8 protein-coding genes are annotated in these 15241 nt (G+C 44.5%); 1 reads left to right on the top strand and 7 read right to left on the bottom strand.

The genetic code is table 11. The annotated features are described in order from the left end of the window. Positions 1–180: 180 nt before the first annotated feature. The 5 genes from QUA97_RS25075 to QUA97_RS25055 all read right to left on the bottom strand — a co-directional run bounded on the left by QUA97_RS25075 (position 181) and on the right by QUA97_RS25055 (position 8867). Complete coding sequence (locus tag QUA97_RS25075; protein WP_333196833.1) at positions 181–2985, bottom strand: adenylate/guanylate cyclase domain-containing protein; 2805 nt, start codon at positions 2983–2985, stop codon at positions 181–183. A gap of 232 nt (positions 2986–3217) precedes the next feature. Next, complete coding sequence (locus QUA97_RS25070; protein WP_194065788.1) at positions 3218–4768, bottom strand: PAS domain-containing sensor histidine kinase; 1551 nt, start codon at positions 4766–4768, stop codon at positions 3218–3220. Continuing rightward, the gene (locus QUA97_RS25065) at positions 4765–5301 is read right to left on the bottom strand and encodes a Rab family GTPase (RefSeq protein ID WP_194065787.1); all 537 of its coding nucleotides are present in this window, start codon (positions 5299–5301) and stop codon (positions 4765–4767) included. Before QUA97_RS25065 ends, QUA97_RS25070 begins: the two co-directional genes overlap by 4 nt. A 2-nt stretch (positions 5302–5303) precedes the next feature. Continuing rightward, complete coding sequence (locus QUA97_RS25060) at positions 5304–8252, bottom strand: OmpA family protein (RefSeq protein WP_194065786.1); 2949 nt, start codon at positions 8250–8252, stop codon at positions 5304–5306. Positions 8253–8258: 6 nt separating this feature from the next. Further along, on the bottom strand, positions 8259–8867 hold the full coding sequence (locus QUA97_RS25055; protein WP_194065785.1) for a hypothetical protein: 609 nt from the start codon (positions 8865–8867) through the stop codon (positions 8259–8261). Positions 8868–10144: 1277 nt separating this feature from the next. Between QUA97_RS25055 and alaS the strand changes: the two genes are divergently transcribed. Continuing rightward, positions 10145–12796 (top strand): alanine--tRNA ligase, encoded by a 2652-nt coding sequence (gene alaS / locus QUA97_RS25050; protein WP_333196829.1) that lies wholly within the window; start codon positions 10145–10147, stop codon positions 12794–12796. Positions 12797–12981: 185 nt separating this feature from the next. Here alaS and QUA97_RS25045 read toward each other — a convergent pair whose 3' ends face one another. Together QUA97_RS25045 and QUA97_RS25040 are read right to left on the bottom strand one after the other, a co-directional pair. Beyond that, the gene (locus tag QUA97_RS25045) at positions 12982–13164 is read right to left on the bottom strand and encodes a hypothetical protein (protein ID WP_333196835.1); all 183 of its coding nucleotides are present in this window, start codon (positions 13162–13164) and stop codon (positions 12982–12984) included. A 44-nt stretch (positions 13165–13208) separates the two neighbouring features. Next, positions 13209–15020: a CHASE2 domain-containing protein gene (locus tag QUA97_RS25040; protein ID WP_333196826.1), complete on the bottom strand. Its 1812-nt coding sequence runs from the start codon at positions 15018–15020 to the stop codon at positions 13209–13211. Positions 15021–15241: the final 221 nt, after the last annotated feature.

Genomic DNA, 15241 nt, shown 5'->3' with positions numbered 1-15241 from the left:
TCAGAATCAATTTTTCTTTGAGAAATCTTCTGAACTCCCCTTGACAACTGGCATACAAGCTTAACTTGTTACCAATGACTGACTACTGACTAATGACTACTGACTAATGACTACTGACTACTGACTACTGACTAATGACTACTGACTACTGACTACTGACTACTGACTAATGACTACTGACTACTGACTACTGACTAATTTTTTTTTCCTAACGAGCAGATAAGTTTTCATTCCCCCTTTTCCTTTAACTTGAATAATTCCCCGTTCCTGAAATAAATATTGGTGTTCCAATAACTTATAAGTAGTTTCGCTGACTTGAATCCGCCAAGATATACCGTGAGACTCCATTCGGGAAGCAATATTTACCGTGTCGCCCCACAAATCATAAATAAACTTTTTGATGCCAATAACTCCGGCCACAACCGGGCCGCTGTGGATACCGATGCGGATGCTAAAAAATTTGTGATTCTTCTGATGAAACCGAGCCATTTCTGTTTGCATATCTAGAGCCAGTTTGGCGATCGCCTCAGCGTGATCTGCCCTGGGATTCGGCAGCCCTCCCACCACCATATATGCGTCGCCAATTGTCTTGATTTTTTCTAAGCCGTGCTGTTCGCACAACAAATCGAATCTTGAAAAAACTTTATTGAGGAGTTCCACCAGAGCGATCGGATTCATCGTGCTAGACAAAGCTGTAAACCCCACAATATCTGCAAACAAAACAGTCACTTCAGGAAAATATTCAGCAATAGTAGTTTCGTTTTGTTTGAGGCGTTCTGCTATTGCCTTCGGCAAAATATTTAACAGCAACTTTTCTGATTTTGCTTGTTCTTCCCGCAGGGCATCTTCCGCTTGCTTGCGTTCCGTAATATCGTGGTAACTCCAGACTCTGCCGATAATTTTATCTCCCAGCCGCTGCGGTTCCGAATAGCGTTCAAAAAATCTGCCATCTTGAAATTCCAACAAATCGAAACTTTCGGCTTCTGGCTGATCGTAAAGCGATTCTATTCTGTCTTGGAATCCTTGGGGATCTTTGAGTTGGTTCAGCACAAAAGCGATCGTTGTAGCATCGTCTCGCAGCGCCATCACTTCATTAGGTATCCCCCACATTTCCACAAATTCCCGATTGAAACTGACTATTTTTCCGTTCCTGTCAATAGCTAAAATACCGTCAGCCGTAGAATCAAAGGTTGCTTGCAGCAAAGACACCGATTGTGCCAGGGCATCTTCTGCCATTTTTCGAGCAGTAATATCTCGCAAAATAGCGCGAATCGCTACTAGCGAACCTTCCGAAAATTTACAGCTTATGCTACCTTCCAGCAAAATTAATTCAGAAGATTTCGTGATAAATATTACTTCGATAGAATCGGGATAAAATGTATCTTCATTAAAGTCATTTTTACTGATAGCTTGATATAATATATCCAGAGACTCAGGGGAACTATTGGGATGAATAATATCAAAAACACTCATTTCAGCAATTTCTGCTTCGCTGTAGCCCAGAGTTTCCCGCCAAGCCCGATTTACATACAAAAAATGACCGTCAGCTCCAATACTTTGAATTAAATCAGTAGCATTTTCAAATAAATCTCGCAGTTGTTCTTCGCTGTCCCGCAAGGCTATTTCAGCTTGTTTCCGCTTGATAAATTGACCGAGTTGACTGCCGATTGTCCCCATTATTTGGAGCAAATCTTCATCAAAACTCCGCACTTCACAGCTAAAAAAAGTCATCACTCCCAACACAGACTTTTCCGAAGTTTCCTGCTCGTAATCCCCCCAAATAGGGAAGGCAAAAGCTCCGTGCAGTCCTTCAATTGCAGCGATTTCTCGGCGCAAAAAAATATCACTTTTTGTGACATCTGCAATCCACTGAGGGGAACCGCTAGCCCAAACGATACCGGGCAATCCTTCCCCCAACTCACAGGTCATTTGTTCGCCAAATTCGGCAAATTTAGGGATAGAAACCGATCGTTTTCTCCAACTGACCAGGCAGCGCAGCAAATTGGGGTCGGAAACCGCAGTTATTCTCTTACTTCCTGACAGCAGTTTTTCGCCCGCTTCCGGCATCCAAAGTTCGGCGGTATCCCATCCCAAACTATCACAAATTACCGGAAGAATTGCTGTTAGAGCTTTTTTGATTGTTTCGGATGTAGACAGGATACGAGTGGTGACGTACTGAGCTAGTTTTCGCTTGCGGGCTCGCTCTCTATCTGTAACGTCGCGGCCGATGTACACGAAATCTTGGAGGGCGCCCCTTGTTTGAGAAATTCCTTGAATTTCACTCGGAATTGCCGTACAGGAAAAAGCAACTGTGAACTTTTCTCCGGTTTTTGCCGTGCAAACTACTTCGACATTGGTTGGAGATGATTGAGACTGCTGTTGGCTGACTGCTTGCAAAGATTCACCATCAGCAGCAAGAGCGTTTATTTGCTGTCCTACTAATTCTGATTCGCTGTAACCGAATAAATCTTGAGTCGCTTGATTGATTTTTTTGATTTTTCCCGATGCAGTTGTCACCAACAAAACTTCAGCAATTGAAGTAATAATTTTTTCAACATAATTATTAGTAGCGGCTAAGGTACTCAATAAAATATTCATTTCATTGGTAGCTTGGACTAGAGTTTGTTCTAAACCCATCCTGTCGGTTACGTCTTCAAAAAATATAATTAATCTCTGATAATTATCGTCATTGCTGAATTCGACGATATACATATCAAAATAAAGCCGCGAGCCATTTTCTAGTACCCGAGTTATCGCTTTAAATTCAAAGTTTGGCAACCGCCCTTCAAAAATATCGATTAAAATTTCTTCAGTTCCCACCAATTCAGGAAAAGGAAGCCGCACATCGTTGCCGGCCGTTACTTCTTCGGGAAAGTCCGCGAAGCGCTGCACTTGGAAAGATGTCTCTTGGATTAAAAAGTCTTTATCCAGTGCTAGGTACTCCAGGTGGTGGGGAACCAACAGCTTTTTTAACAGGGTGTTCATGTTGGATTCTTAGTAGTGAATGCGCCCTCTGTTCCTGATAGTCATTAGTCATTAGTCATTAGTCATTAGTCATTAGTCGATTTGAGATTTGAGATTTGAGATTTACTCCACAGATGAATCTGGCAGCTTGAACTTTTGTCTAAAATTTTGGGTTCGACCCTGACGCTCGCGTCGGCAAGCAAGTACCCGTTTTTGAGCGGGGTAATTCCCAAATCGCAAATCGCAAATTGTATTATTTTTGTTTGTAAAATGGAATTGTGACTATAAAGGTAGTGCCTAACCCTGTCTCGCTGGAAAATTCGATTTGACCTCCGTGCAAGTCTACACACTGCTTGACTATAGATAAACCCAGTCCTGTACCGGGGATTTTACCGACATTTTGGGCCCGGTAATAGGATTCAAATAGTTGTTCTTGGTCTTCTATCGGAATGCCAATGCCTGCGTCTTGAATTTTAAATGTAGCTTTTTCATGATAACAATTTAATTGAAAATAAATATTGCTTTCGGTAGGTGAGTATTTTACTGCATTAGAAAGCAAGTTTGTCAAGATGTGCCGCAGCAATTTGGGATCGAGTTCGGGATCGGGTTGTGTTTTCTCCGAATCGCGATCGGTTTTTTTCGCAGGCGGAGTTGATGGTCGGCAAATAAAGTTAATTTTACGATATTGTCCCTCACTAATTTTAATTGATTCTACTAATTCGCTGCAAAATTTTAGCAAGTCAACTGGTGCGGGATTGAATTGGAGTTTTCCGGCTTCGGCGCTGCTGAGCAACCGCACATCATCTAATAGGTGAGCCATGTGTTTAGATGCTGATTTAAGGTGTCCGAGATATTCTTGTTGTTCTGCGTGGGTGATTGAGTCGCCGTATTCTTTGAGGATTTGAGTAGCAAATAATACTGTATTTAAAGGATTGCCGAATTCGTGAGCGAGCATTGAAAAAAAACGAGATTTTATTTGTCTGAGTTCTTGCTCTTTTACCAAAGAACTACGAATTTCTATATCTTGTTGTTTGCGTTCTGTGATGTTTCTGCCGATATAGATGAAATCGTAAAGTCCTTGTAATTCTGTCTGAATTGCCGAACAGGAAAATTCTACCCAAATTTCTTCTCCTATTTTGGTAGTACAGACTACTTCCAGTTCTCGGAGCAGCTCTTTTTGAGACAAAATATAGCGATGGCGAGCTTGGTAAAGCAAGGTTTCTTCGACTACTATTTTGGAGAGTGGATGGTCGATTAATTCTGATTCACTATACCCAAATAACCCTTGTGCCGATTGATTGACTGTTTTGATAATTCCTAAGGTTGTTGTCACTAACAAAGCATCGCCCATCGAGCTAATAACTTTATCTATATAATCTTTAGAAGCTGCTAGGGCGCTTACCAACAGATTAGCTTCATTTGCTCTCTGAATTAATGATTGCTTCATTACCATTTTTTCGGTGGCATCTTCAATCAAAATGAGCAAATTATTTGCCACACCTTGTTCGTTTTCATGTTCTACTGCCAACATATCGAAGTATAAAGGGTGGTTGTTGTCGGCAAACCGAGCGATACCTTTGAGTTCAAAACTCGGCCGCCGTCCCATTGCGATGGAAATCAGGATATTTTCAATACCAATCAGTTCGGGAAAACTGATGCGAGCATCTGTGCCGGGGAGCGCGTCGCCGGGAGTATCGGCATAATGTTGTGCTTCGGCGGAGGTTTCCTGAATGATGAAGTTGTGATTGACTACCAGATACTCTGTTTGTCGCGGGCCCAAGAGTTTCTTAAAAAGGGGGTTCATGTTTGTTCTACCATTGTGTAAGCTAGTTTGTGGAAAATTTCGTCAACGTCTTGGCCTGTTTTGGCAGATGTGGTGTAAACTGCTATTACTTTGTCTTTAGCGATCGCGTGGGAGATTTCCACTAGCATTGCCAATTTTTCTTCGTCTATCAAGTCTATTTTGTTCAAGGCGATGATAATTAACCCTTTGGGATTGACTGAAGAAAAAAGCTTAATGTGTTCGGAGATTCGCTCAACTGTTTCGGTTCGGCTGACATCGGCAACGATTAAAACGCCGCTAGCTCCTTGCAAGTAAGTCGGTGCAATTCCTTTGAATTTTGTATGCCCTTCTAAGTCCCAAATCAGCAACTTGGCTGTGATATTTGCCTGCTGTTTTATATTTTCTAATGTAATAATTTTGCTGGAAATTTTGACTCCGACAGTGGAGAGGTACTCGTCGCTGAATTGCCGATCGACAAAACGGCGGATCAAGCTGGTTTTGCCCACGCCAAAGTCGCCGATCATGCACATTTTTTTAGATATAGTAACTGACATAATTATTTGCCGTTTGCGGTCTTAGTTATTGGTTCAAATATCACGCATCTGCTCAAAAGTAGCGGTTGATTGGGTTCTACGCCGTCGGGTGAATTGGGGCTGGCGATCGTTTGGAGGCGCTTGGGGTCTGCACCTTGCCGCACCAAAGCATCTCGCACTGCTGCGGCACGCCGGAGCGACAGCCGTTGATTTGTGGCAACTTCGCCAGTTCCATCGCTGTGCCCAATTATCTTAATATGTTTTTGAGGATATCGATCCATGAATTTTTTGACACTGGCGATGATTTCTGCGGATGTTGAGTCTAATTTCGCCGTTCCTGGGTCAAAGTAGATGCGGCTTAAGATCTGGAGCGGATCTAGTTTAATCGTGCTGACGACGGACTGAACGCCGGGAATTTGTTTTAGGGACTGAGCAATTTTTTGTGAGTCTGCAGCGTCGGTGACTGTGCCCTCTACTGTCACTTTGCGATCGCCATAGCGAGTAGAAATAGAAACGCCCTCCCTCTGGTTCAAAACAGCGGTAATCCGCTGCACCTCGCCGGCTGCCAAAACAGGGTCGGGAGGTACATCTACAGCGATAATTTGATTGTCTAATTTCAGATTTGGTACAGTTGATGCAGCTATTTTTGCGGCTTTTGCTCGCAATTGTGGATTTGGCAATTTTCCGGTTAACTTGAGAGTGTTGCCCTCAAGGTCGGCGTTTAAGCGGTAAACTGCTAATTCTGGCGTCGATGCTAAAGCTAAAGCGACATTTGCTACCAGGGGGCGGTCGATGCTGCGGCGGTACTGATACATTCCCCAAGGTACTAAGATTAAGCTGAGGGCGAGTAAACTGATCCCGGCTAGGGCGAGCGGGGGTTTTGTGGATTTTTCCTTGTCCAGGGGGTCGAATAAAGTTTTGATAAACGGGTGCAGCGACTCCGGTATAGTATCGGGGTCGCCGTTAAATTCGTGAATTAATTTAGCGTAATTAAGGATGAGATTACTAAGTGTTTTCCGCAGCTTGCTGATGAACGATTCTGGCGGTTCTCCTTTAATTACGACTGCAATGTAGCAGTATCCCGCTACTTCTAGCAAAATTTTTGAGTCGCCGTATTCAATTTGATTGAGTTCGGAAATTTCTCCCGGCACAACGATGCACTCGTTGACAAAGCTGCGAATAGCTGTGAGCATTCCTGCTACCATTTCTGATTCTAACTGGTAACTTTCGGAGTTTTGAACTTCGGAAATTATCAAGCCTGATGCTTTGTGAATTAAGAATACTGCTTGGATGGTAAAGGGTACTGATTCTTTGAGGATTAATTCGGCTTCGGAGACTCCTTGTACTTTGGAGCGAATTTTGCGCTTCACTCCTTCCACGCTCATGGCATTTGACACTTTTTCATTGATTGTCTTGATAGCTTCTGCCATGTATCTGGCAATAGTATTGCCTATGACGGGATAGAGGGCATCCACCATTGCATCTCGTTCGAGTTGTATTTGGGCTGTAATCGCTTTGCCCATTTCCGGAGCGAGGGCTTGGGCGATCGACTCTTGGTCAAGGCGAATTTGCTCTTTAATTGCCATGCCGATTTCTGGGGCGATCGCCTTAGCAATTTCTTGTGGCGAATTTTTTATTTGTTGAGCAAGGGCGTCTGGGAGCAATTCAGCGATCGCCGAACTCATTGCTGGCCTGTTTTCTACCGTTTTTGCCCTAATTACTTCATCAATAATTGGCACGATCGCGTTAACAACTTCTTCTCGGGAATCGGTAATTTTGCGGCTGAGAATTTCTGCGATCCAAGGCAGCATCAGCGCGATCAGTTCTTGGGGATCGTGGATTTGGTGTTCGAGTTTTCCTAATTTATCGTTGATAGTTACCATCAGGTGGCGCACACCGGGCAAGTCGTTTTGTTCGAGGAGATTTTTGACTTGCTCGATATCCGAGATTTGCGAGCCAAAAATCAGACTTTGCAGCCTTTCCATCGCGTTGTCGGCTTCATTTAAGTCTTGTTTAATTTCGCCTAATATTTCCGATCGCTGCGATATCGGTGTCGGCTGTTCTGGCAATTCTGACATCGATGGCCCAGAAGCAACCACCGCATCTAGATACATTTTTTCTGAGGGCTGTGAAGGTGCGGGAACTGCGGTATTTGGATTAGTTGCTGCGGGTGATTCTAGAGTTGGGCGATCGGACAAATCCTCTAAAGCGGTGTCTAAATCCTGGGATTTTTCCGCCTGTACGTACTGAGGATAATCTGAAATTGTCAAGTCAGGCGATTCTCTCTCAAACTCCGAAACATCTGCGGAAATATCTATAGTTTTAGCTGAGGAATAGTTTCTTTCCAGTTCAGAACTGTTGAGTTTTTGAGTAGGGAACAGCCAACTTTTCGACTCGCCTGCAACGGCCGGAAAATTTGTAGATTTGGGTTCGCCAGAGGCAGTTTTGTGCTGGACGCTCGCTGCAATTTCCTCTTGCTCTCGCTCAGAAATACCTAACAAATCCATCAACCCGCCGAGGGCTCCAGCTTGAGCTTTTTTGCCGATGCTGTGACTTTCGGAATCGGGATTTTGCTGCGCTGCAATTTCCTCTTGCTCTTGCCGAGAAATACCTGACAAATCCATCAACCCGCCGGTAGCTGCCGCTCGATGGTTTTTGCTGTTGCTGTCAGCTTCGGATTGGGGAGATTGAGTGTTTGAGGGAGCAGTTGTGGTAATTTCCTCAGCAGAAGCAGAGGAAATAGGTAACAAATCCATCAACCCGTCGAGGGCCCCAGCTCGATCGTTTTCGCTGTTGCTGTCACTTTCGCGATCGGAACTTTGCTGGTTTGAATCAGCAATAATTTTGAGATCGAGTAACAGATTCAGGAATGGTTCTAGCTGGGTTGCTGCGCTGGCAGCAGACTCGTCAGGTTGAGAAACAAAACCCTCTAGCTGATTTTCAACTTCTGGATTTTCTTTCGGTAAAGCCATGCGTGATTATCCGTGGTGGTGGCGCTCCGGCAACAAGAATTCGTTATTTAATTTATTATCAGTAACGCCTTTAAGTTCGGGGACAAATTCTGTTCCTTTGAGCCTCATGCCTAGTTCAAACAGAATTTCTGCCATGTCATCTCTGGAAACTTTAACGTCTCTGAGCATGGAAAAGCGGCGGTCGAGTTCTTCAAAAACCTGTGTTTTCAGAGTGCGGGTTTCTTCGGAGAGTCGCTCTCTGGTTTGGGAGAGTTCGTCGCGAATCGAACTGGTTTGATTGTCTATCGCTTCGTCGAGGGATTCTATGCTGCTGGAGAATTTGCGGTTAAGGCGATCGATTTGCTGGCGGAGGTCGGCGCTTTCTTCTTGCGTGTTTGAGGTAAGCGATTTAACTTTCTTTTCTAACGAATCAATTGCCACCTTCATTTCTGCGGATAGAACTGTTTTTATCTGTTCGATGCGAGCTTGGGTATCTTGCTGCATCATTGACAGCTCAGAATCTATTTTATCGAAGCGATTGTCGTATTCTCTAAGCTGCGCCCCGAAAATTATATCTCGAATCTGGTCTATATTTCCCAGCCGTTCGCGCATTTCTTCTTTAGTGATTTCTGCCATTTTTGTACCTCGAATCTCCCGATATTGTGAGTTTTAGAACTGTGTGGAATTTTTTGTTAATTTGCCTGTCGAGCATTTTAAGTAGGCTCTAAAGACGCGCCTGCAGCTTTTTCTGCGGTGATTTATTACAACAGTTGGCTGCACTACTTTTTTGACTTGACAGAACTCTATTGCTTGAAACTCTCACCCCTGTGTCGGGGAGGGGATTTTTTAGAGTTTTGACTCCTTTATATCCTGAGATTCAAATTCTTAGGGTGGGTTTTGTAACCTAAAATGGCGGTTTGCTATTCTTGCTTTGCAGCAAGCTCCTCAAGCTTAGAGTTTCCTGCTATACAGGGGATAGGTTTTAATGTCTTGTCTTGACTTTTCCATGATATCGCATCTTTGAGCGCCCTTGATGCCAGGGCATCTAGGTCACGGCAAAAAAAGGGGCAGACGCGATCGCACCAGTGCAACTATCTATAATATCCTGTCTTGTCGATTCACAACGATAAAATTGGTTTCTAGTGCAGACTAAGGTCCGCACTACGAACCGTTTTTGTTACGATCGTAGACCGAACGTGATAGGATCTATGGCTCGAAAGATTCAACTCGGCGGTTAAAATCAGGTCTGCACCAACTTTCCTCCGCATCCGCAGACTGAAGAATAAACATCGAACTTTCTCCCCATCTTCCTCTCAAAAAGCGTAGGGCCCGATCGACAGCGATCAGACCCAATAATATGAGAGCTTTGTTTTTTCTAACAAACGAGATGTGTTTCCGGTAAAGAACGATTACTTACTAGGGTTGACAATTTGTGCAACTTTACTTTTAATCCGCAAGCACAATAAGTCTGACTCGACGGCGGTTTGGCTTAACTGCGCGATCGCTAGTTTTGCCACTATTCCAAGTTGTGTTCGGTTAATTTCGGCTGCGCTGGGGAATCTAGACCGGAGACACCATGCCTATATCCTTGAACTTTGCTTCTAAATATAGCGACCTCCTGTTTCTTTCTGTCCCGGTGTCTATTATTAAGTTAGCACGAGCTTTCGGAGTAGTAAAGCACTATTTGCAAAACTTGATAGGTCTTTACATTACTACGTATAATGATATTAATATCCACATAGATGTAAGTTAGGACTCACGCACTCATCCGCAAAGAAACCGGGTTTTTTCATCGGGATTGAGGATTTACCAACCGTGTATTCTGGTTGAAAAATCGGGTTTCTGGACATAGGTGCGTCCGGGACTATAAATTCTATTGTTGCTACACCTTCAAATACTTAAGTGCTTTTCTCATGTCTATTTCTCCTAAATGTCTCAGTGGTAGCGAAATCCGCCAAACATTCCTCGACTTTTATGCCCAGCGGGGACATAAAATCTTGCCCAGCGCTTCTTTGGTACCGGAAGATCCGACAGTGTTGCTGACGATCGCCGGAATGCTACAATTCAAGCCAATATTTCTCGGTCAGCGCGCCGCCACTTCGCCGCGCGCCACAACTTCGCAAAAGTGCATCCGCACCAACGACATCGAAAACGTAGGCCGCACCGCCCGCCACCACACGTTTTTTGAGATGTTGGGTAACTTTAGTTTTGGGGATTATTTCAAGAAACAGGCGATCGCCTGGGCTTGGGAACTTTCCACGGAAGTTTTCGGTTTACCGCCCCAAAATTTGGTTGTGAGTGTTTTCCGAGAAGATGACGAAGCCTTTGCGATTTGGCGCGATGAAATTGGCATTCCGGGCGATCGAATTCAACGCATGGGAGAAGCAGACAATTTCTGGCAATCCGGCCCCACAGGCCCCTGCGGCCCGTGTTCGGAGATTTACTACGATTTTCACCCAGAAAGAGGCGACAATATCGATCTCGAAGATGATAGCAGGTTTATCGAATTTTATAACCTGGTTTTCATGCAGTACAATAAGGATGCAGAGGGCAATTTAACACCGCTGCAAAATCAAAATATTGATACTGGCATGGGACTGGAACGGATGGCGCAAATCCTCCAGAAAGTCCCCAATAATTACGAAACAGATTTGATTTTTCCGATTATTCAATCGGCGGCGGAAATTGCCGGAATTGATTACCACAATAGCGATGAAAAAGTCAAGGTTTCGCTGAAAGTAATTGGCGACCACATTCGGGCTGTGGTACACATGATTGCAGACGAAATTCGCGCGTCGAATGTGGGTCGGGGTTACATTTTGCGCCGGTTGATTCGCCGGGTGGTGCGCCACGGGCGGCTGATTGGGATTCAGGGTGAATTTACGGTGCGGGTGGCCGAAAGTGCGATCGCCCTTTCGGAAGCTGCGTATCCCAACGTGCGATCGCGCGAAGCTCAAATTAAGGCAGAATTAGCCAGGGAAGAGGCGCAGTTTCTCAAGACTTTGGAACGCGGAGAGAAGCTGCTGGAAGAAATTGTCGATCGCACAAAACAGCAAACCAACCAACAAATCAGCGGTCAAGATGCCTTCACCCTTTACGATACCTACGGTTTTCCCTTAGAACTGACACAAGAAATTGCTGAAGAACAGGGAATCACTGTCGATTTGGACGGCTTTGAAGTCGCGATGAAAGAACAGCAAACTCGCGCCAAAGAAGCTCATCAAACCATCGATTTAACCGTGCAGGGTTCTTTGGATAAGTTGGCTGAAACAATCCAGGGAACTGAGTTTGTCGGTTATGCTGAATTGTCGAGTTTAGCTGAGGTGGAAGTTATCTTAGTTGACGGCAAATCTGTGGAATCTGCAGAGGCGGGAACCGAGGTACAAATTGTGTTGAACCAAACGCCGTTTTATGCTGAATCCGGCGGACAAATTGGCGATCGAGGTTATTTGAAAAGCGGAGAAAATGGTGATGGTTTGTTGGTGAGAGTTGATGACGTGAAGAAAGAATCGGATTTCTTCGTGCATTTCGGCTTGGTGGAACGGGGAACCCTGAAAGTTGGCGATAGTATTACTGCGAAGATTGACAATAGCAGCCGCCGCCGAATTCAGGCCAACCACACAGCAACTCACTTATTACAATCAGCTTTGCGAAAAATTGTGGACGATTCGATTTCGCAAGCTGGTTCGCTGGTATCGTCAGAAAGATTGCGGTTTGACTTCAATTCTCCCCGCGCTGTCACCGCAGAAGAATTGCAAAAAATTGAGGATTTAATTAATAGTTGGATTGCTGAAGCCCACGCTGCGGAAGTTGCAGAAATGCCGATCGCCCAAGCGAGGGAAAAAGGCGCGACTGCGATGTTTGGCGAGAAGTACGGCGATGTGGTGCGGGTTATCGATTTTCCCGGCGTTTCGATGGAATTGTGCGGCGGAACTCACGTCAACAATACCGCAGAAATCGGGCTGTTTAAGATTGTTTCCGAGGCTGGGGTTGCGGCTGGTACTCGCCGGATTGAGGCGGTTTCGGGCCAAGCTGTTTTGGATTATTTGAATGTGCGAGACAGGGTTGTGCGCGATTTGGGCGATCGATTTAAGGCGAAGCCGGAAGAGTTACCCAACCGGATTACTAATTTGCAGAATGAGTTGAAGGATACTCAGAAACATTTGGCTGCTGTGAAGTCGGAATTGGCGATCGCGAAATCTGACCAGTTGCTAGCAAAGGCTGAGTCCATTGGCGAATTCAAAATCATTGTAGCTCAATTGGGTGATGTGGATACAGAAGCCCTGAAAACTGCGGCCGAAAGATTGCAGCAAAAGTTAGGAAATGCTGCGGTAGTTTTGGCCTCAATTCCTGAACCGGATAAGGTAAGTTTGGTTGCAGCTTTTAGTCCAGAAGTCAATAAGAAAGGATTGCAAGCTGGCAAGTTTATCGGGGGAATTGCTCAACTTTGCGGCGGAAAAGGCGGCGGGCGGCCTAATTTGGCCCAAGCTGGCGGACGCGATGTTAGTAAGTTGCAGGAAGCCTTGGAAAGTGCTCGCAATTTGTTGATTGAAGGGTTGGGTTAGTTGACTGTTGACAGTTGACTGTTGACTGTTGACTGTTGACTGCTGGCTGTTGGCTGTTAAGAAGAAGGGCGGGCCCGCACCATCCACCGCCCCTACTGACTAATGATATCAAATCCGGTAGCATCGGAATGATTCAGATATATATTCTCGGACTCTGTGTACTCTGTGTTCTAGCGCCGGTTAAATCACCTGACGATGCAACGGTCAACGATATGACTAATAACCAATAACCAATAACCAATAACCAATAACCAATAACCAATAACCAATAACCAATAACCAATAACTAATAACCAATAACCGATAACCAATAACCAATAACTAATAACCAATAACCAATAACCAATAACTAATAACCAATAACCGATAACCAATAACCAATAACCAATAACCAATAACTAATAACCAATAACTACTGCTTTTCGCCCAAAATAGCATAAACCACTGTCTCTTCTTGTTTGCCCCGCAATTGAATCGATCCTACTTTTTGGCCTTCGTAGCGATCGCACACGTAAGCAAAAGTCTTCCCCGTCACCAACAAATTAAAAGGACTGTCAGAAACAATTTGCTTATTCATCGCCTCCAATCTAGCGGCAACATTGACAGCATCGCCGATCACAGAATAATTCAAACGCCGGGAACCGCCAACGCTACCAGCAATTAACTGTCCGGTATGCAAACCTATGCCAAACTTAATTAAAGGTTTGCGTTCAATTCTCAGCTTCTGGTTAATTTCGTTCAGTTTTTCGTGCATGGCGATGCAAGCCGCAACTGCATTCAAAGCATCTTGTTGAATTGCGGGATATTCTGTTTGGCAAAAAGGAACTCCAAAAACTGCCATAATTGCATCGCCGATGTATTTATCGACAACGCCGCCGTGATCCATAATACAGTCAGTCATCGCTTCCAAATAATTGTTCAGCCAGGTGAGTAAATCCCGCGCGGGCATTTTTTCGGAAATCGAAGTAAAACTGCGAATATCCATAAACAGGACAGTTGCTGTAAGTTCTTGAGGTTCGAGTTCTCCTTGTTCAAATATCTCCGCTTTGCGCTTCCAAATAAGCTGAGCAGTTTCGGGGGCGACGTGCTTTTCAAACAACCTCATTAACTGCTGTTTTTCGTATTGTTCCCGCAGTTGCAAAGCAGTTCCAGATAATATTAAAGTGCCGATGGGTGCGGCAATGGGAATCCACCAAAAATAGTAGCTAAATAATACAGCAGCGGCGGCAATCCAAACGACAGGTAAACCGAGGGCGATCGCAATTCTATCTTTAACACCTCGGTTGCACAGAACCCAAGTAGTAAGCGGCCCAATTCCCAACAATAAAAAAAATTCTAACAGTACCGGTAGCCGCTGCAGCAAGCGTCGATCGAGCAAATTGTCAATCAACGCCGCATATAAATAAACCCCAGCCGTAGTTTTGTTGAGAGGGGTAGATATCTGATCGACACCGGTAGCGACGACACCAACTAAGACTAATTTATTCGCGAAAGCATTTTCAGGAATTCTACCTTTTACAACATCAACAAAAGCGTAGGTTGGTAGATTTTTTGTTTTCCCTGGCCAGTTAATCCAGACTTTTTGGTCTTGCATATTTTCTGGCTGCGGCAGCAATACAGGATTTTGCGGGTTAGCAGCATTATACCTCTGAACCATTGCTAAACCGAAATTAGGAATAGAGCCCAGAAACATTGTTGAATCGCGGCTAATGCCGTCGCTGTTGGCCTCGTGCATGATGTGTCCGACACCTGCGGCTGCTGCTTTTAAAGATGCTACTGGTTCTTCTTTGGTGGTTCTCGGGAGTACAACTTTGCCATTGGCGGCGATCGCCTCCGCTAAAATATCATCTTTCGGACTCGGATCGAGAAAAAGAATGTCGAAGCCAATTGCTGTGGGGGGAGATTTTTTCAGCGCCTGCAGCAATTCGGCGTAGCGATTGCGCGGCCAAGGAAATTTACCGTATTCCTGCAAGCTTTGGGGTTCGATCGCAATTACGGCAATTCTCGAATCCCACCCTGGATTTGGCAAAATTCCCGATTCTCGAATTTCAAATAGCGTTTTGTATCCTAAATAGTCTAGGGGTTTCCACATTCCCAAGTGCAGCATTAGTACAGAAACTACGCCTGTTAAAGCACCTGTCATCCAGGGAGGATTTGTGATTATATATTGCCGGATGGCGATGGGTTGACGTTTGAAATGCTCAATCAGTTTTTTGAACTTCATGCAATTAATATAACACTATAATTGATATCAAATCATCTCTTTATCGGAATAGTAAATTCACTGTTAACTCTTGACAGTTGACTGTTGACTGTTAACATTATGTATGAGTGCAACCGGAATTGATATGACATTCGCGTCCGAGGTTCGAGAAAATTTATGCTATTGAACTTTTACAATACCGCAAGCACAAAGCGCGGGTGCAAATTTTCTTTATTTTGACT

The sequence above is a fragment of the Microcoleus sp. CZ3-B2 genome (genome assembly GCF_036705055.1).
In the GTDB taxonomy this organism is placed as follows: Bacteria; Cyanobacteriota; Cyanobacteriia; order Cyanobacteriales; family Microcoleaceae; genus Microcoleus.
The sequence above is the reverse complement of the archived record's forward strand: the minus strand, read 5'-3'. Positions and strand labels throughout refer to the sequence as shown.